The organism is Enterobacter sp. CPE_E863 (assembly GCF_046521465.1).
GTDB lineage: Bacteria > Pseudomonadota > Gammaproteobacteria > Enterobacterales > Enterobacteriaceae > Enterobacter > Enterobacter adelaidei.
Genome location: NZ_JBKFZX010000001.1, coordinates 2870543 through 2889134 on the forward strand (window position 1 = coordinate 2870543; position 18592 = coordinate 2889134).

At 52.8% G+C, this 18592-nt stretch carries 16 protein-coding genes and 1 pseudogene; 1 reads left to right on the forward strand and 16 read right to left on the reverse strand.

The window, feature by feature from the left end; translation table 11 throughout:
* Position 1: 1 nt before the first annotated feature.
* The 13 genes and pseudogenes from wcaI to ACLHV8_RS14305 form a co-directional block, all read right to left on the reverse strand.
* Positions 2-1225, reverse strand: a complete 1224-nt coding sequence (wcaI, locus tag ACLHV8_RS14245) for a colanic acid biosynthesis fucosyltransferase WcaI (RefSeq protein ID WP_134707765.1) — start codon at positions 1223-1225, stop codon at positions 2-4.
* Positions 1226-1350: 125 nt separating this feature from the next.
* A pseudogene (locus ACLHV8_RS14250) lies at positions 1351-1824 on the reverse strand (GDP-mannose mannosyl hydrolase); the annotation flags it as partial.
* 2 nt (positions 1825-1826) lie between these two features.
* Positions 1827-2792 carry a GDP-L-fucose synthase family protein gene (locus tag ACLHV8_RS14255; RefSeq protein ID WP_028016375.1) on the reverse strand — a complete coding sequence of 322 codons (966 nt, stop codon included), beginning with the start codon at positions 2790-2792 and terminating at the stop codon, positions 1827-1829.
* Positions 2793-2794: 2 nt separating this feature from the next.
* On the reverse strand, positions 2795-3916 hold the full coding sequence (gene gmd / locus ACLHV8_RS14260; RefSeq protein WP_025758730.1) for a GDP-mannose 4,6-dehydratase: 1122 nt from the start codon (positions 3914-3916) through the stop codon (positions 2795-2797).
* Positions 3917-3940: 24 nt separating this feature from the next.
* Positions 3941-4489: a colanic acid biosynthesis acetyltransferase WcaF gene (gene wcaF, locus ACLHV8_RS14265; protein WP_208594261.1), complete on the reverse strand. Its 549-nt coding sequence runs from the start codon at positions 4487-4489 to the stop codon at positions 3941-3943.
* A gap of 16 nt (positions 4490-4505) precedes the next feature.
* Positions 4506-5252, reverse strand: a complete 747-nt coding sequence (gene wcaE / locus ACLHV8_RS14270; protein WP_208594260.1) for a colanic acid biosynthesis glycosyltransferase WcaE — start codon at positions 5250-5252, stop codon at positions 4506-4508.
* Between the two features lie 12 nt (positions 5253-5264).
* Positions 5265-6485, reverse strand: coding sequence for a colanic acid polymerase WcaD (gene wcaD / locus ACLHV8_RS14275; protein WP_208594259.1), 1221 nt, complete (start codon positions 6483-6485; stop codon positions 5265-5267).
* On the reverse strand, positions 6460-7677 hold the full coding sequence (gene wcaC, locus ACLHV8_RS14280) for a colanic acid biosynthesis glycosyltransferase WcaC (protein ID WP_049008259.1): 1218 nt from the start codon (positions 7675-7677) through the stop codon (positions 6460-6462). Before wcaC ends, wcaD begins: the two co-directional genes overlap by 26 nt.
* Positions 7674-8165: a colanic acid biosynthesis acetyltransferase WcaB gene (wcaB, locus tag ACLHV8_RS14285; RefSeq protein ID WP_208594258.1), complete on the reverse strand. Its 492-nt coding sequence runs from the start codon at positions 8163-8165 to the stop codon at positions 7674-7676. The genes wcaC and wcaB overlap by 4 nt, the downstream gene beginning before the upstream one ends.
* The gene (wcaA, locus tag ACLHV8_RS14290; protein ID WP_028016369.1) at positions 8165-9007 is read right to left on the reverse strand and encodes a colanic acid biosynthesis glycosyltransferase WcaA; all 843 of its coding nucleotides are present in this window, start codon (positions 9005-9007) and stop codon (positions 8165-8167) included. The genes wcaB and wcaA overlap by 1 nt, the downstream gene beginning before the upstream one ends.
* 66 nt (positions 9008-9073) lie before the next feature.
* Positions 9074-11236 (reverse strand): tyrosine-protein kinase Wzc, encoded by a 2163-nt coding sequence (wzc, locus tag ACLHV8_RS14295; RefSeq protein ID WP_208594257.1) that lies wholly within the window; start codon positions 11234-11236, stop codon positions 9074-9076.
* 2 nt (positions 11237-11238) lie between these two features.
* Positions 11239-11682 carry a low molecular weight protein-tyrosine-phosphatase Wzb gene (gene wzb, locus ACLHV8_RS14300; protein WP_028016367.1) on the reverse strand — a complete coding sequence of 148 codons (444 nt, stop codon included), beginning with the start codon at positions 11680-11682 and terminating at the stop codon, positions 11239-11241.
* A gap of 6 nt (positions 11683-11688) precedes the next feature.
* Positions 11689-12828, reverse strand: coding sequence for a polysaccharide export protein (locus tag ACLHV8_RS14305; protein ID WP_028016366.1), 1140 nt, complete (start codon positions 12826-12828; stop codon positions 11689-11691).
* A gap of 692 nt (positions 12829-13520) precedes the next feature.
* Between ACLHV8_RS14305 and ACLHV8_RS14310 the strand changes: the two genes are divergently transcribed.
* Positions 13521-15104, forward strand: coding sequence for a TerC family protein (locus tag ACLHV8_RS14310; RefSeq protein WP_208594256.1), 1584 nt, complete (start codon positions 13521-13523; stop codon positions 15102-15104).
* 42 nt (positions 15105-15146) lie between these two features.
* On the opposite strand, the gene asmA is transcribed toward ACLHV8_RS14310, so the two are convergent.
* The 3 genes from asmA to udk all read right to left on the reverse strand — a co-directional run bounded on the left by asmA (position 15147) and on the right by udk (position 18334).
* A complete protein-coding gene (asmA, locus tag ACLHV8_RS14315) occupies positions 15147-16997 on the reverse strand; it encodes an outer membrane assembly protein AsmA (RefSeq protein ID WP_208594255.1) in 1851 nt (616 codons plus the stop codon).
* A 22-nt stretch (positions 16998-17019) separates the two neighbouring features.
* Positions 17020-17601, reverse strand: a complete 582-nt coding sequence (gene dcd / locus ACLHV8_RS14320) for a dCTP deaminase (RefSeq protein ID WP_028016363.1) — start codon at positions 17599-17601, stop codon at positions 17020-17022.
* Positions 17602-17692: 91 nt separating this feature from the next.
* Positions 17693-18334 (reverse strand): uridine kinase, encoded by a 642-nt coding sequence (udk, locus tag ACLHV8_RS14325; RefSeq protein WP_008500855.1) that lies wholly within the window; start codon positions 18332-18334, stop codon positions 17693-17695.
* Positions 18335-18592 lie beyond the last annotated feature (258 nt).

The following is an 18592-nucleotide window of genomic DNA, read 5'->3' on the forward strand; positions in this document are numbered from 1 at the left end:
TTTATCCCCGTATATCTGCAATAAATTGGCTCAACACGTTCTCTTTTTCGAGCGTGCGTTCGGCATATTCACGTGCCACCGTGTTCACTTTTGGCATGGCAAGTGCCTGTTCAATGCCGGTAACCAGCGCCGGGACCGATTCCGGCTCCACGCACACGGCAATCCCCGGATAGCTGTTACACAGCTGGCCTAATTCTGTTTCGGCTTCTGCTGTAATCACCGCGTTGCCACCCACTGCCAGAATGTTGGTCAGTTTGGACGGCAGCACCGCATCCGCCGCGCCACGCTTCTGCACAACCAGATGGCAATCGCCCATCTTCAGCAGCGCAGGCAGAGCTTCGTAGGACTGAAGCGGGAAGAATTTCACGTTGGTCAGGCCGCGTTCGCTTGCCATTTTTTCCAGCCGCGCCTTTCCACCCCCCTGCCCGACAATCACAAACATCCACGGCTGCTTGCTGAGCAACTGGGCCGCTTCAATCACGCTCTCCAGCCCCTGCTTTTCGCCGATATTGCCTGAGTAAAGAATGATTTTTTGATCATCAGGCAAACCGAGCTGGGCGCGTAGCGCCTGAGCGTCACTTTCAGTTACGTCGCGAAAACGCGCCACTTCGGACCAGTTGGGGAAAAAGATCACCTTCTGAGCCGGAACGCCCTTCTCCTGCGCTTTGTTCATCATTGAGCGCGAGATGGTCGAGACATAATCCACGTTATGCAGACCGCTACGCTCAAACGCGCTGGCGAGTTTCGCCACTTTGCCGCCTTTACTTTTGCCTGCCATCCCCAGGCCAAGCATGGCGTCCACTTCATAATCCTGAATATGCAGCAAGGTGCGCGCGCCGGAGAGTTTGCCCAGCAGGCGCATGCCTGGCGTGCAAAACAGCGTCGGCACCACACCGATGATGCGATCCGGCTTCCAACGACGTTGCGCCATCAGCGGGAAGAAACTGCTCAGGGCGAAGCTGCCAAGATGAATCAAGCGTTTCAGCGTTGACGGCTGCTTAGGCACATACAGCGGGCAGCGCCAGACGGTCGCCGCGCCCTCTTCGCGCCGGTAGCGCCAGCTTGAGTAGCGCTCGCCCACTTTCCATTCCGGGTAGTACGGCGGCGCGGTAATGACCCGCACGTCATGTCCCTGGCTCGCCATCCACTCGACCATTTCGCCGGTGTATTTCCCGATACCGGTTAGCTCCGGTGAGTAGTTGATTCCATACACTAAAATTTTCATACACTTCATCCTTCAACCTGACTCTGCGTTGGCTGCGTCTGCTCACCCCAGTCACTTGCTTCAGCAAGCTCCTGGGGATTCCCAGACTTGCCGCCTTGATTCAGGCTGAATGATTTCGTGTAACATCCCGGCACTCCGGACTGACGATCCGCAAGGAAATACGCCCGACTGTTGTCGTGGACGTTGTCGCTCGCGAGCAACGCCTCTGGCGTCTGCCAGCGGTAGTCGTCATGCTGAGCATCAGGCAGACGCAGGTCTGCCTCATGCACCTTCAGGCGGAACCCCAGCACGATGTAGTGCGTGCTGAACCCGGTGCCCGAAAAGTTATCGTCATAGAAGTGCTGCCAGACCCCGTAAAACTGGCCCGCCGCCATCGGCAGCTTAAGGCCCAGTTCTGCCAGAGTGAGACGCTCAAACGCATCGCTTAGCATCTCATCCTTCTGCACGCGCCCGCCGGGCACGAACCAGAAGCCCTGTGCAGGACGGTTGGTTCGTTTCCCCAGCAAGAACTCGCCGCGTTCGTTCTCCACAATCAAATCTATTGAGATGAGCGGAGTGGAACGAACGATCGTGGCAAAATCTTCCTGACTTAAAAACATCATTACCCCCGGAAGCGGTGCTGGTTTTCCAGGAACCACTGGTAGGTACTGGCCAGTCCCTGCTCCAGTGACACCTCGTGATACCAGCCCAACTGATGCAGACGGGTCACGTCCAGCAGTTTGCGCGGCGTGCCGTCCGGTTTCGTGGCGTCAAACACCACGCGGCCTTTGTAGCCCACCACCTGCGCGATGGTTTGCGCCAGCTCGCGGATGGTGCAGTCAATGCCGGTACCGACGTTGATGTGCGACAGCATTGGCTCGGTGTTCTCCTGCCACACTTCGCGATCCAGCTCCATCACGTGAATGCTGGCGGCCGCCATGTCGTCCACGTGCAGGAATTCACGCATTGGCGTGCCGCTACCCCACACCACCACATCCGGCGCGTTCTCGGCGGTCGCCTCGTGAAAACGACGCAGCAGCGCCGGGATCACGTGCGAGTTGCTCGGGTGGAAGTTGTCGTGCGGCCCGTACAGGTTGGTCGGCATCACCGAGCGATAGTCTCGGTTATACTGACGGTTGTAAGACTCGCACAGCTTGATCCCGGCAATCTTGGCGATGGCGTAAGGTTCGTTGGTCGCTTCCAGCGTTCCCTGCAGCAGTTCGCTTTCGGCGATGGGCTGCTTTGCCATTTTCGGGTAGATACAGGATGAGCCGAGGAACAGCAGCTTATTCACGTTGTGCAGGTGCGCCGCGTGAATGATGTTGCTCTCAATCATCATGTTCTCGTAGATGAAATCCGCCGGGTAGGTGTTGTTGGCAACAATGCCGCCCACCTTCGCCGCCGCCAGATACACCTGGTCAATGCGTTCATTTGCAAAGAAGTCCTGTACCGCACGGCTATCGAGCAGGTTTAGCTCGTCACGCGTGCGGACAACCACTTCAACGTCACCGCGCTGCTCCAGCTGGCGAACAATCGCGGAACCCACCATTCCGCGATGACCGGCGACAAAAATACGTTGTTTTGTCATTCTCAGGACTCCAGCGCGATGGCAACCTCGTAGCCATGAGACTTGAGCAGGGAGTGTTTTTTCGCTGCTTCAAGATCTTTGGCTACCATCTCGGAAACCATCTCCTGCAGAGTGGTTTCTGGTTTCCAGCCCAGCTTCTCGTGCGCTTTGGTTGGGTCGCCCAGCAAGGTTTCCACTTCAGCAGGACGGAAGTAGCGCGGGTCAACCTGAACAATTACGTCGCCCGGCTTCACGCCCGGTGCGTCATGGCCCGTCACGGAGACCACGATGCCCTTCTCTTCCACGCCGGTGCCTTCAAAGCGCAGTTTGATACCCAGCTGAGCGGCAGCCATTTCGACGAACTGACGGACGGAATACTGCACGCCGGTCGCAATGACAAAGTCTTCTGGTTTGTCCTGCTGCAGCATCATCCACTGCATTTTCACGTAGTCTTTGGCATGGCCCCAGTCACGCAGGGAGTCCATGTTGCCGAGGTGCAGGCACGATTCCAGACCCTGCGCAATGTTGGCGATAGCGCGGGTGATTTTGCGGGTCACGAAAGTTTCGCCGCGGCGCGGAGATTCGTGGTTGAACAGAATGCCGTTACAGGCGTACATGCCGTAGGATTCACGGTAGTTTACGGTGATCCAGTAGGCGTACAGTTTCGCCACCGCGTAAGGTGAACGCGGGTAGAACGGCGTGGTCTCTTTCTGAGGAATTTCCTGCACCAGACCGTACAGCTCAGAGGTAGATGCCTGGTAGAAACGGGTTTTCTTCTCAAGACCAAGGAAACGAATCGCTTCCAGAAGACGCAGGGTGCCCATGGCATCAACGTCAGCGGTGTATTCCGGGGATTCGAAAGAAACGGCTACGTGGCTCATCGCCCCCAGGTTGTACACTTCATCCGGCTGCACTTCCTGCAGAATACGGGTCAGGTTTGAGGTATCGGTCAGGTCGCCGTAGTGCAGATGGAATTTCGGGTTCGCCGCATGTGGATCCTGATAAATATGATCCACACGTTCAGTGTTGAAAGACGACGCACGACGTTTAATACCGTGCACTTCATACCCTTTTTCCAGCAGTAACTCTGCCAGGTAAGAACCATCCTGCCCGGTAACGCCGGTGATGAGAGCGACTTTAGACATGTTTATATTCCTCTACTTATGAATTTAATCAGTTTCAACGCGTTCGCGTATCACCACTGCGGGGTTGCCACGGCAAACTTTATTTGCCGGTAGCGATTTAAAAACGCTGCTGCGGGCACCCACTACCGTGCCATCGCCAACAGAAACACCCGGTGCAACAAAAACATCTGTCGCCAGCCAGCATTTTTCACCGATCACAATAGGTGACGCGGTAATATCAAAATGCTGACTCATAAAGTCGTGGCTGCCGGTGCACAGATAACACTTCTGTGAAATCACCGAATTTGCGCCAATCGTAATTTCGCCAAGGGTATATAACACTGCGTCATCCCCTACCCATACGTAATCCCCAAGCGTTAATTTCCAGGGATAGGTAATTTTTACCGACGGACGAATAACTACGTTTTTTCCGATTTTTGCGCCAAAAAGCCGCAATAAGAATGCTCGCCAGCGGTAGAGTATTTGCGGCGACCAGGCAAATAACGTTGCCTGAACGGCCCACCACAACTGCACCTTAATACCGTTACCCCCGCGAAAACCTTTCGGCACGGTGAATCCTTTAAGATCCTGCATTGCGTTTCCTTATATTTCAGGCTTTGTTATATAAGGCTTTGGTTTTACCTGTGGTTTTCAGACGTAATAAATAAGACAGTTCTGCCCAGAAGGCCGGCACGCGCAATATTTTTCGCTGTACGTTTTTTGCATCCTGGCACAACTCCAGGTTGTTCGAAGTGGATACACCGCCCATGGAAAATTCGGACACCAGCCCCTTAATTCGACGGAACGGGTAGCCAGACTTATATAAACTGGCTGCCAGCGCATAATCGGATGACACTTTATACTGCAAGTCGAACGGCTGTTTTTTCAGACCTTTTACCGGAAAGAAAATGGCCTGATGACTGGCGGGTAGACTGTGATAGATATACCAACCTGGTTTCGCACTGCGGCAAACTTTATGTCCATCCCCGAAATCGAGCAGCGCATCGCCAATAAACATGGCCTCTTCTTTCTGGCGAGCCAGCTGTCGGGCAAACATCGCCACGTCATCGTGGAACACATCACCCGAATTCAGGAAGATCACATAGCGGCCCTTCGCCATCTCAATGCCTTTATTCATCGCATCGTAGATGCCTTTATCTTTCTCACTGATGTAGCGTAAGTTGAACTCACCGTTGAGTTTTTCCAGAAACTCTGCCGTACCGTCGTTTGAGCCGCCATCAACCACGATCCACTCAAAGGTAAGGCTCGGATCGCGCGCCAGATTGCGCAGCGAGCGCCAGGTTTTTACCACCCCTTCGTAATTACGAAAAGCGACAGTAATGACGCTTAGAAACATAAGACCACCTCGTCATGAATTCGTAATATTAAGCGCTTTACGCAGAATAAACGGACAAACAATTAAGAAAGCATATTCCGGGCTAAATATTGAACCGGTAAAAAACAGCGACATTGGCGTAAACAGATAAAGCTGCACGCGAAAGTTCTGGTTATCACCAAACGCGTTAATCATCATTTTGAAAACTTTAAACAGATACCAAATTGTCAACAGTACGGCAAACCACGAAAAATAAATAATTAACAGATACAGACCATTGTCTATGGTTTTACCGACATCCGCACCGTTAAAGATTCCGAATGATGCAACATATTCGTAAAGTGAGCCAAATCTTACTACACCATCAATATGGGTTAAGGAATAACCCACCATCACCAGCGGACCAATGATGCGATAATAAGATGAAGACCCTTCCGTTCCCAAATCACCCAGACGTTCTGAGATGTACGGGAAAGCAAATATAACGCCGACCATGAATACCGTCAGGGAGATAATTGCCAGCGGCAGTTTTTTCTTAATTGCCTCTTTGTTCAGGTACTGGAACGCCCACTCCAGCAGGTAAAACAGGATAAATGTCATTACCCCCGAGAACGATCCTGACAGAACAATTCCTGCAAGAATCATAGCATCGGTCTTAGGCGTTTTGATACCAAACTGTTTGATGCTGAGCCAAATTGAGATTAACGCCAGAGCGAAAAACGCCGGTTCAAAATAGAGGGCCGTAGTACGCTTCCCGCCAAACTTGATGAAGTTCAATACATAGCTGTTACTGTAAATGAGATATTTCGAAATTATCTCCATCAGGCTACTACCACCGGTGAGAATAATTTGTGCCATTTCCAGTGCGGCAAGCATAACAATTAACGCAACGGCAATATAAAAGAACCTGAGGATTTTCCGATAATTGTGTGGAGAAATGGTTTTAAAACGAATACTCCAGACCATTCCGATAATAATGACAATATAAACAAACAGCATGGTCGAGGTGACGTATTTACTGGCATCCAGTGACTGTCCAAAGATGTAGTTAAATAGCGTCAGGCACGTCCCCATCCCCAGGGCAATCATCAGCTTCTTAAGGTTGATTTTATCGACATACAGCAGAAGCAGGACAGGCAAGAAAGTAACGATAGTTATCGGGAAGCTTTCGCCTAGCTGGGCAATCTTAACGTTAACCAGCAGGTAGATCAGCGGCAGCAACAGATAACTACAGATTCTGATAGAACGAGACATACTCCTCCAGCATCTGTTGTCCACTGTAGGCCTTGCGGCTGCGCTTGCGGAACGATTCCAGGTCAGTACCAAATACGGCCTGCGCGATATCGGCTTTCGGCAGTTGCACCAGCGGCAGCACCTCGTTTTCAGCGAACGTTTTACCGCCCGATTTTTCCAGCACTTCACGCGCAGCGTCGCTGTGGGTGGCAATCACCGGCACGCCGATAGAGAGTGCTTCGCAAAGGATCAGGGGATAGTTATCCACCCGGGAGCTGAACACCAAGGCATCCATTTCGTTCAGTGCACTCATCAGTTTGCGTTTGTCGGTTTCAAACCCGTGATTGACCACGTTTGTCCCTTCGAACGGGGAAAACTTGCCGAAGGTATGCAGCTCGATATTGTCGCCCAGCGCCATCATGTCGCGCACCAGCTGCTGATTGGTTTTACCGTCATAACGCAGGTCATGCGCAACGATAGCGATTTTAGGTTTGCCCGTGGTTTCGGCCACCGGAGTCAGCTCGGCAAGAATGGCTTCCGTCGCCACGTCGATGCCGTTGTTGATAATCTTGCAGCGCCCTGCCCCGTAAAGGCTGTTGAACGCATCCGCCACATGCTGGCTTGGGGAGATAAACGTGCACCCCAGCGAAAGCATGTCGCGGAACAGCTGGCGCTTACCCTCCACCAGTTGATGAGCACGATCCACTTTCACCGGTGGGTAGTTACTTAATGTCGGGCATTTCCGGCAGTTATTTTTCCAGCCTTCGCAACCGTCGGTAAACGCACAGCGGCCGGTCACGCTCCAGTGATCGTGCAGCGTCCAGACAAAGCGGGTGTCCGGTTTATGTGCCTGCACGTTCTCACAAAACGCGACCACCTCTTCCAGGTTGAGCCAGTAGCTGTGCAACACATGAAAATGCAGCACCACCGGACCGGTGGTTCGCGTCACGGTGCGGTAGAGGTTATTCAGGTTGCCAAACAGATCGCGGTTAAACAGGCGGAACAGCGCAATGTTGGCGATCGACGTCAATCGTGGGGTCTGTTTCAACACCTGCGGATAGCGATCGTGGCTAACGCTTTTCTTACCCCCTTTGCCATAGCCATAGACAAAACGGGACTGTAACCCTTTTTGCAGCGCACGCTGATGCAGATCCAGCGCCACGCCGGCCGCCCCGCCTTCTGCGAGGCGTACGTTAAATTGCAGAATATTCATTTAATCACCTTCACGCGGGCTTTTTCTCCCACCACCAGCGCGTTATCCGGAATGCTGTCCAGCACCACGCTGCCAGCGCCAATGGTGACGTTATTACCAATCGTAATATCGCCAATGATCACCACGTTCGCGCCCAGCTCAACGTTATTGCCGATAACCGGGCACGCCAGACTGTCTGGCCCACGGTTACCGATGGTGACCGCATGACGAATAGTGAGATCATCCCCGGCGACCACGAACTTGTTGATCACCACCGCATAGCCGTGGTGGATGGTAAAGCGGCGGCCAATGGTGGCTGCGGCCTGAATCTCATAACCAAAAAAGCATTCAGTGATGATGCGGTACAGCACCAGCACCGGTGCAGCCCAGATATTGTTCAGCACATTTTTCTTGCGCCACACCGAGCAAAAGTGCGCGATGCGGTAGGCCAGGACCATGCAGCACGGGCGCAGGCTCCAGCTGTTTGCGCGGCAATCTTCCAGAAACATTATTTCCCCCGAAGCCCGTCAGCCAGACGCTTGCCGTTACGCACGGAGAGCAATGTCAGCAACGTGCGCCAGTTCATGCGCTTGTTGCGGATCTGATAGAGGGTAAAGAGCTGATACTTCCTGCTGGCACGATCAAACTTGTCCTTGTGCTTGCGGTAAAAATGGAAGTAGCCCGAGAATTTCTTCGGCGAGGAGGTGATTTGCATCTCCCCGTGGTTGATATGCAGGATCTGCGTGGCCTCTTCCACTTTCCACGGCTCACCGTATTCCACCACCATCCGAAGGAAGATGTCGTAATCCTGCGCGGCCTTGAGTTCGGTATCAAACAGGCACTCTTTAAAGCGCCACGCCCAGGTAAAGACCTGGTTACCAATAATGTTGCGCTTGTAGAACAGGCGGCGGGAGTACGGTGATTTTGGGTACAACGGCAGGCTGGCAGGCTGCGAGTAGACTTCGCCCTGACAGACATAATCGTTGGCATACAGGAAAGCATGCGTGACCAGCTGTTCCTTGTGTGACAGGAATGTCGACAGACGGTTCGGCGTCCATTCGTCATCGTCATCAATTCCGGTCAGGTATTGCCCTTTGGCCTGCGTGATCGCCTGATTGCGTACTGCACACGCGCCGGAATTAATCTCGTTATGCGTATACATCACGCGCGGGTCGTTGAGGTCGGCCACAAATTTCTGCAATTGCTCGAAAGAGGAGGAACAGTCGTCAACGATGATCAGCTCCCAGTTATCGTAATCCTGTCGCAGTACAGATTTGATTGCACGGATCGCCAGCTGCTGACGATTCCATGTCGGCATATAGATTGAAACTAAAGGGCGTTGTGTGGTCATGGTCTTCCCCTTATCCCTCACCCCGACCCTCTCCCTGTGGGCTGAGGGTTAGGGTGAAGGGGATTTTTATTTACTGTCAGATTTGTATTCGTACTCGTAATAGCCGTAATCCTGATACCCACTCGCGCGACGGAAGATGGAGTTCAGGATCACCCCTTTGACCTCAATCCCGTTCTGCTCGAAGCGGCTCAGACTGGTTTCCACTTCTTTAATGGTGTTCACCGCATAGCGCGCGACCATCAACGTAGTACCAGCAAGACGGCCAACCACGGCGGCATCGGTCACGGCCAGAATTGGCGGAGTATCGATTAGCACCAGGTCGTAATGCTTACTTGCCCACTCCACCAGCTCGGCAAAACGCTCGCTCATCAGCAGTTCAGATGGGTTCGGCGGAATCTGTCCACGTGGGATCAGGTCGAATTTCGGGATCGTTGTCGGTTTTGCACTCTGGCCGATCTCACCTTTACCCAGCAGGATTTCCGACAGACCGTTAACGTTGTTGGTGCCCAGCAGTTCGTGGGTATAGCCTTTGCGCATATCGCAGTCGATCAGCAGCACACGCTTGTTGGTCTGGCTGACCACCGCCGCCAGGTTGGCGCAGACGAAAGTCTTACCGATTGACGGGCTGACGCCGGTTAACATCAGGACGTTGTTTTTGGCCTGCATCATGGCAAAGTGCAGGCTGGTACGCAGGCTGCGGATCGCTTCGATGGCGAGGTCAGTCGGGTTACCCACCGCCAGCAGCTGGCTCTGTTTGTAACGCTTAACGCCTTTGATGGTTTTGACGCTGTCACGGGATTTTTGCCATTCAGACTGCGGGATGCTGGCGTAGACGTTGATACCGTTCTCTTCCAGCACCTGCGGGCTTTCGATACCGCGGTTAAACAGCGAGCGCAGCAGCACGCCAACGATGGAGAGCATCAGGCCAAGAATAATGCTCCCGAGAATAATCAGCGCTTTCTTCGGCTTCAGCACACCAGGCTGAGTAATGGCCGGGTCAACAATACGGACGTCCCCGACGGTACTGGCTTCGGTGATTTTCAGCTCCTGCTGTTTGTTCAGCAGCTGCATGTAAACCTGCTGGCCCGATTCCACGTCTCGGGTCAGACGCACGATCTCCTGCTGCGTTTTCGGCATCGCAGTCACGCGACCGTTGAGCTTTGCCTTTTCCTCTTCCAGCGTGCGGCGTTTCTCAAGCAGCGTGCGGTAGGCCGGGTGACGTTTGGTATAGAGCTTGGAAATCTCCGCCTCTTTGAAGGTCAACTCGTTGAGCTGAGCATCAATGTTGACCATTGAATCAAGAACTGATTTTGCTTCCAGCGGCAGGTCGACAGAGTCTTTATCCTGACGATAGGCGTTCAGCTTGTTCTCGGCCTCATCCAGATGGGCGCGCACTTCCGGGAGCTGTTTCGCGAGGAAGGCCAGGCTTTTCGCCGCTTCCGCCGACTTACGCTCAACGTTCTGCTCAAGATAGTTGCGGGTGATACTGTTCAGGATATTGCGAATCTGATCTTTATCTTCACCGGTAAAGGTCATGCTCAGCACGCCGGTGTCCTTACCGTTTTCAGTGACGGTCAGGTTGTTTTGCAGATTGTTGATCATCCCCAGCGTGGAGAATTTGGTGACGGTGAATTCCCCCCCTTCGTGGGCGTTAATCGCGCTGACCATCATGCTGACGCCCTCTTTGGTCAGCATCTGTCCCACTTCGCCGCGCGCGCTAAAGCCCGCGTCGCTGGTCAACTGATACTGTTTCGGGCCGAGCACCGTCAGGGTAAAGGTCTGATCGGCAGCCCCTTTCGGCAGCACGAAGTCTGTGACCTTCACCGTGTCGTTGTTTCTGCCCATCAGCCGATCCCAGCCCGCACCAAATATCGGGAAGGTATTTTTGGTGACGGAGATATCGAGCCCGAGGTCGTGAACCGTTTTACCCAGCACCAGACGTGACTGGATCAGCTGAATTTCAGCGTCGGAGGCCGGCGGTTTGTTCGCCAGCGCAGAGCCGATATCCTGCACCAGCGAGTTGCCGGTATTTTGTTCAATCTGTACCAGCGCATCAGCGCTGTAGATAGGCGTTGCGAACAGCGTATAGACGACAGCGGCCGCGGCAAACACGGCGGTGATCCCAAGCACCCACCACTTTGCCTCTACAACCGTGCCGACCAGGCGCCCAATATCAATTTCATCACTGCCCGAAGTCGGGGCGGCGGAAAGTCTTGTTTTTTCTGTCATTGTTATCCCTGCTGAGCTTTCAGTGCCTGCGCCCATTGTTGGGCAGACTGGTCAAGTAAGGTGTAAACCGCCTCGAAGGCCTCATGGCTTTTGCGATACGGGTCAGGGATTTCGCGTTCATTGTCCCAGTGACCAAACAGCATCACCTTGCCGCGCATCTCCGGAGCGATATCGCACAGCGCATGAATATGGCGTTTTTCCATCGTCAGGATCAGGTCATACTCCCGGCACATCCGGCCGGTGACCTGGCGGGCAATGTGGCCATCAAGAGAAAGGTTATGATCCCGGGCCACGCTCGCTGCGTGCTCATCAGCGCCTTTGCCGACCAGCGCCCCCAGCCCTGCGGACTCAACGACCAATGCAGGCTGGTACTGTTTCAGCAACCTTTCAGCCGTGGGGGAACGGCAAATGTTCCCCACGCATACCACCAGAATTTTGTTAAACATCATGGATTACCAGGTATGAATGTCGCGCGCCGTATCCGTCATGTAGCGAACGCCACTGATGGTTGGCAGCAACTGGTTGATCAGGCGGTTCCAGCGGGCAACCGGCGCGGTGGTGACGTACACCACATCGTATGGCTGGAGACGGAACTCCGTGGCCATTACCAGAGAGGTCGCATCGGACATATCCAACTGATAAATGTTGGCAATCTTGCCTTTCGCGCTGCCCTCACCCTTCAGCGGACGGATCACAAAGATGCCGCTGGCGTTAGACGAGGTCAGATCGATACCTTCCGCATTGCCCAGCGCTTCGGTCAGGGTCATACCGCTGAAGTCCATTTTGAGGGTGCTCTGTTTCTTCACCTCCCCCATCACGAAGACTTTCAGATCGTCATTGCGTGGCACGTAAAGAATGTCACCCGGATAGAGCAGTCGGTTCTGGGTCAGATCGCCGTTTTGCATCAGCGCCTGCAGCGAAATACGCTGCTCTTTACCGTTGTGGGTCAGCACCACGTTGCGCCAGTCGGCACCATCGGTTAAGCCACCCGCAGAGTTAATGGCGTCCAGCACAGTCAGTGGGACGTTGGTGATGGCCTGCTGGCCTGATTTGTTCACCTGGCCGGAGATATAGGCCTTTTGCGAGCGGAATGCGGCGATATTAACGTCCACCTGCGGGTCAGCGATGTACTGCGCTAAGCGGCCGGTAATATCACTACGGATCTCGGCAAGCGTTTTTCCGGCAACATGCACTTTGCCGATATAGGGATAGAACATGGTGCCGTCAGATTGCACCCAGTTCCCGGTGTCGCTTGAGCTACGGTACTGACCCGCAGGGGTGGTCAGTTCAGGGTGATCCCAGACGGTCACGTTGATAACGTCACCCGGCCCCACGCGGTACTGGTAAGCGGCGATCTCCTGGTCCAGAGACATATTCGGCTGGGCAACATTTGGACGTGGACGCAATTGTTCCACCAGACGCGGCGTGAGCGGATAAACATTCACCATTTTGTCGAGATCAAAATCGGCATCTTGTTGTTTAATCACGTCCTTGCCCATCGTGGACATATTGCTGCCGGGAAAGACCGTACAACCGCTCATCAAGAGTGCAGATACCAATAATGGCATCAATTTCATTTTGGATTTCATCATTGATTATTTATCACTTTGGCAGAGTAATTATCCCGTTCAATTTAAATAAGCTCGTGTTGTATTGGGTTTCAGCATGCAGTTAATCAAATAGAAATATAACTGGCATCAGTCCTAAAAAAAGCTTATTCATCCATTGGCTCTTGACAGAATAACCGGGGCTGATTCACACGCTTTCAGACACGCTACCGCCCTTGGCTTTCAGTTACCAATCCACTGACTAAACAATGTGTTATGGATAGACGCCCTCTTGAGGATGGTCTTCTGGAAATATATCAACCGCCTGAAACATCCAACGGACAATGAATAACCCTGTCTGAAGACCAAAACAATAATTGCAACACCGTGATTTAACATTTGGTGCCGGGAGAATTGTTGCAGCTTACCTAATAGCAGGCAAGGAGACATCTCTCTCAATATCTGTTTTTAAGATTAATATTAAGAGCAAAGTTTTCACCTTTTAGGATTTTCTTTATATTGACAATATAAAAATAAAAACCATTAGCTGCGATATATCCTAAAATTCCTTTCTGTAATTAAATCTACGCATTTACCTTATTTACAGTTTCAATCAATGCCACTCTGTTTAGTACATCGTATTAAGAGAAATCGCAGCCCGGCATTGCAATTTCTTTCAGCTTTATCCATGATCGAAGTGTGACATTGGTCATATAACAGAAGGTATTGCTATTACTATGGAATGGATTGCCGATCCATCAATCTGGGCCGGGCTGGTTACGCTGGTCGTCATCGAATTAGTTCTCGGTATTGATAATCTGGTCTTTATCGCCATCCTCGCTGAAAAACTCCCCCCTTCCCAGCGCGACCGCGCGCGCGTAACGGGCTTACTGCTGGCGATGGCGATGCGACTGCTGCTGCTGGCGTCAATTTCCTGGCTTGTCACGCTAACTAAGCCACTGATTACTCTATACAATATCAGCTTTAGCGCCCGCGACCTGATCATGCTCTTCGGCGGGTTGTTCCTGTTGTTCAAAGCCACAGTAGAACTGAACGAACGGCTCGAAGGGAAAGACAGCGAAAATCCCACCCAGCGACGGGGAGCTAAATTCTGGCCGGTCGTGGCACAGATTGTGGTACTGGATGCGGTCTTCTCTCTGGACTCGGTGATCACTGCCGTCGGAATGGTGGACCATCTTGCCGTCATGATGGCTGCGGTAATTATCGCCATCACGCTGATGGTCATGGCGAGCAAAGCGTTGACGCGGTTTGTGAACAGCCACCCGACCATCGTTATCCTCTGCCTGAGCTTCCTGCTGATGATTGGCTTTAGCCTGGTCGCCGACGGTTTTGGCTTCCATATTCCAAAAGGCTACCTGTACGCCGCGATCGGCTTCTCGGTGATGATTGAATCCCTGAACCAGCTCGCCATATTCAACCGTCGTCGCTTTTTGTCGGCAAACCAGAGCCTGCGCCAGCGGACCGCTGATACCGTGATGCGCCTGCTCAGCGGGCAAAAAGAGGACGCGGAATTAGATGCCGAATCTTCTGCGATGCTGGCCGATCATAACGACGGGCAGATCTTCAATCCGCAGGAGCGGCTAATGATTGAGCGGGTGCTCAATCTGAATCAGCGTTCGGTCAGCAGCATCATGACTTCACGTCATGACATTGAGCATATCGACCTGACAGCACCGGAAGAACACATTCGCGCTTTGCTGGATAAAAATCAGCATACCCGCGTAGTTGTGACTGGCGGTGAGGAAGAGGAAGAGTTACTGGGTGTGGTGCATGTCATCGACCTGCTGCAACAGCAGTTACACGGTGAAGCGTTAAACCTGCGCGCCCTGGTGCGTCAGCCACTGGTTTTCCCGGAGGGGCTGCACCTGCTCTCTGCTCTTGAGCAATTCCGTAATGCGCGCACCCACTTCGCTTTTGTAGTAGATGAGTTTGGTTCGGTTGAAGGACTGGTCACGCTCAGCGACGTGATGGAAACCATCGCCGGTAATTTACCCAACGAGGTGGATGAGATTGATGCCCGCCATGACATCCAGAAAAATGCTGACGGTTCCTGGACGGCCAACGGCCATATGCCGCTTGAGGACCTGGTGCAATATGTACCGCTACCGCTGGATGAAAAACGTGAATATCACACCATCGCCGGTCTGCTGATGGAGTATTTGCAGCGTATCCCGCAGCAGGGGGAAGAGGTTCAGGTGGGCGACTATCTGCTTAAAACGCTACAGATTGAAAACCATCGCGTGCAAAAGGTTCAGATCATCCCCCTGCGAGATGAAGAAGAGCTGGATTTTGAGGTGTAAAAAAGCCGGGAGGCGGCAGCGCCTTACCCGGCACAACAGACATCAAAGCTTATCCAACAGCTTTTTCACATCTTTGCCTGTCTGTGAATCTTTATTACGATCCGCCCAGCTGTTAAGCCGACGTTTGGCTTCATCCTGCAGATGCTTACGCAGGATCTGATCCACCTGAAGGCTGTAATTCAGCGCCTGCCATTTACCATATACGCTAAGCGGGATCGGCGTCTCTTTCAGGAAGTCAATCAGCTTACTTTCACCCTGCCAGCCGGAAAGTACCCTGACATTAAAACGGGTGTCCGCCGTCTCTTTCACCAGATCCAGTGAACCGTCCCCCGTCAGTGACAGCATGGAAGAGGTTCCTTCCATGCTGTCCAGAGTAAGCTGTCCGTTATCCAGCGTCAGGTCGGTGGTGAAGCTGTCGAGGCGCGTGGCGCTATCGTAGTTTTCCTGGGCTTTCACATCACTGCTGCGTTCAACCGCCTGCTGCACCAGCTGTTGGAAGTTAAGGCCTTCCATTCGGGAGTTTTTCAGATCAACATGCCCCTGCCCCTGCCACTCGCGACGGAAAGCATCGGCATCAATTTTTGTACCGGAGAAGTCACCCGCCAGCGTCAACTGCCCGGTCAGAGATATCGGGTAGTTGAAGGCTTTCAGGATGGTACCAATCTCAACGTTATCGAGACGCGGCTGGAATTCGACGCTGGCAACATCTTTACGGACATCCAGCGTGCCCGGCAGTGAGAGGTGTCCGGTCCCCAGTTTGCCGCTCAGTTCAGAGATCACCAGCAAACCGTTATGGTTGAACATCTGGCTGCTTACATCGGTAAAATCGATGCCGCGCCAGCGCAGGCTATTGGCTTTCAGCAGAATATCTGCCGTGAATCCGCGCAGGGCATTATAGTCAGGCTGTTCAAGATTCGACGAGATAACCGGGCGTGAGACCGGTGTCTGGCTTTGCCCCGTTTGCGTGGCATCGCTGTCCGTTGCGCTTGCAGGCAGAGGGGGCAGCAGGTTTTCCAGGTTAAGCTTGTCAAACTGCAGATTCAAAACCCACTTAGGTTTTTCCTCGAGAGAGACGCTCGCCTGCCCTTTCAGGCTACTGTCATTCGCCTGCAGGTTGAGGTTGTCCAGTTCCAGCTGTTTTTGTTCTTCACGCCACACGGCCTGCAACGTTCCCTGACCGGTTATCCCCTGAGAGGGCAGATCGGCTCCCGTCAGTTGCCAGTTCAGTTGCTGAATGTCGGCGGTAAGCTGATGCGGATAATCCGATGCATTCACGTTGGCATTCAGCGACAGGGTCAGATCGCGCTGATCGCGGTTCACCCGTCCGCTAAATTCAACCGTTGCCAGATGATGCGCATCCTGTTCCATCTGCAGGTTGATATTTCTTACGGTAACCTGCTCCTCATCCTCATGCTGGAAAACTAACACGCTATCAGCAACTTTCAGTTTACCAATATCAAAGGACCAGCCCGTATCAGACGGTTCATCGGGCAGGGTGTTTTCTCGCGGCGCAACCGGCGCATTCGCGTCACGAACGGCTTCGGTTTGCGGAGTGAGCTGAATCACCGCGCCTTTCAGCATCACCTGATTAACCTGCAGCTGGTGAGAGAACAACGGGATTAGTGCCACATCGAGACGCATGTTATCCGCTGAGACCAGCGGCAAAGCAGCCCCCGGCGCCGTTAATGACATGCGACCAGAGAGAATGCTGAGCTGTGGCCAGACGTGCCAGCGCAGCGACCCGTCAAGCTTCAGTTGATAACCACTGCGTGCCTCGACCTGCCGCACCATATAAGTGCGGAAATCGTTCGGGTTAACCAGCAAAACCAACGCCGAAAGGCCAGCAACCAGCACCACCAGCAAAATCATCAGCGTTGTCAGAACTCTTCTCATGGCATCCTCGATGGACTAACGATCAGTCTTTATCAATACGGCTGGCAACCGCGCCCTGCTGGTCGCGATATTTTGCGTCCTGACGGCGGTTATAAGGACGATCGGCAGGACCTGACAGAGGTTCAAAGCTTAACGCGCCGATCATCATTCCAGGGCGTAGAGCCAGAGGCAGTTTACCGGCATTGAAGAACTCCAGTACGATACGGCCAGACCAGCCGGGATCAATACGGTGCGCGGTTACGTGAACCATCAACCCCAGACGCGCCAGTGATGAGCGACCATCCAGCCAGCCAACCAGGTCCGCTGGGAGCGTCACGGATTCATACGTCACCGCCAGCGCCAGTTCACCTGGGTGCAAATAAAAGGCTTCGCCTTCGTCAATGACGATTTCGTCACTCATCACGCGATCGAGCGCGGCGCTGACTTCATCCTTCGGCCCGCTGAGGTCGATGAACGGCGCGGTGTGGCCACTAAAGGTACGGAATTTATTCCCCAACCGCACATCAACGGTCACACCATTGATACGCTCCACCGGTGGACGTGGGGTAATAGACAAACGGCCTTCATCCAGCCAGGCTTCAATATCGCGATCACAAAGACGCATGGCACTTTCTCCTTTCATGCATCGTACCCTGAGGCGGTAAACACTCAGGGTAAAACCAGGTTATCTCTGAACGGTACACAATTCACGCGGCTTATTCAAAAAACTGGCTGATTTTCGCTTTTAAGATATCAATAGCTATGCGGTTTTTGCCCCCACGCGGCACGATGATATCGGCGTATTGCTTGGACGGTTCAATAAATTGCAGGAACATTGGGCGGACCGTTTTCTGGTATTGCGCCATGACGGAGTCCATCGAACGACCGCGCTCATTAACGTCACGTTTGATGCGGCGCATCAGGCAGATATCCAGCGGGGTATCGACGAAAATAGAGAAGTTCATGGACTCACGCAGACGGGCATCAGTGAGAAGCAGAATGCCTTCCAGGATGATGACCTTCTTCGGCTCGATGCGGATAGTTTCCTGAGTGCGGGTATGTTCTACATAACTGTAAACCGGCAGTTCAATCGCCTGGCCGCTCTTAAGCGCTTCCAGATGCTGGAACAGTAAACTGTGATCCATTGCATTTGGGTGGTCATAGTTGGTTTTTACACGCTCTTCCATCGACAGATGGGATTGATCTTTGTAATAGCTGTCTTCGGGAATGACGCCGATGTGCTCATCACCTACTTGTTCACGCAGTTCGCGATAAAGCGTACTGGCAATTAGACTTTTACCTGAAGCCGATGCGCCGGCGATGCCTATAATGACGCACTGATGAGACTTATCAGTCATAAATTTAGCGACCTGATTAACCTGGATGTTAAGGAAGGACGACGCCGGAGCGTCAAACGCGGCAATTATAGGGATTTCGGGAGCGTGATACCAGTCGAAAGCACAGGTTCTGCGAGACAGCCTGAAAAGTGGCGCATTCTTCCTTTAGTTAAATTTAAATGAACACTTTTTCAGCAATTAACATGGATTTTTTTAAGAGTAACTATTTAATAAGTCTATGATGTCAAATTATGAGCAGTCACCATATGAATTGTAAAT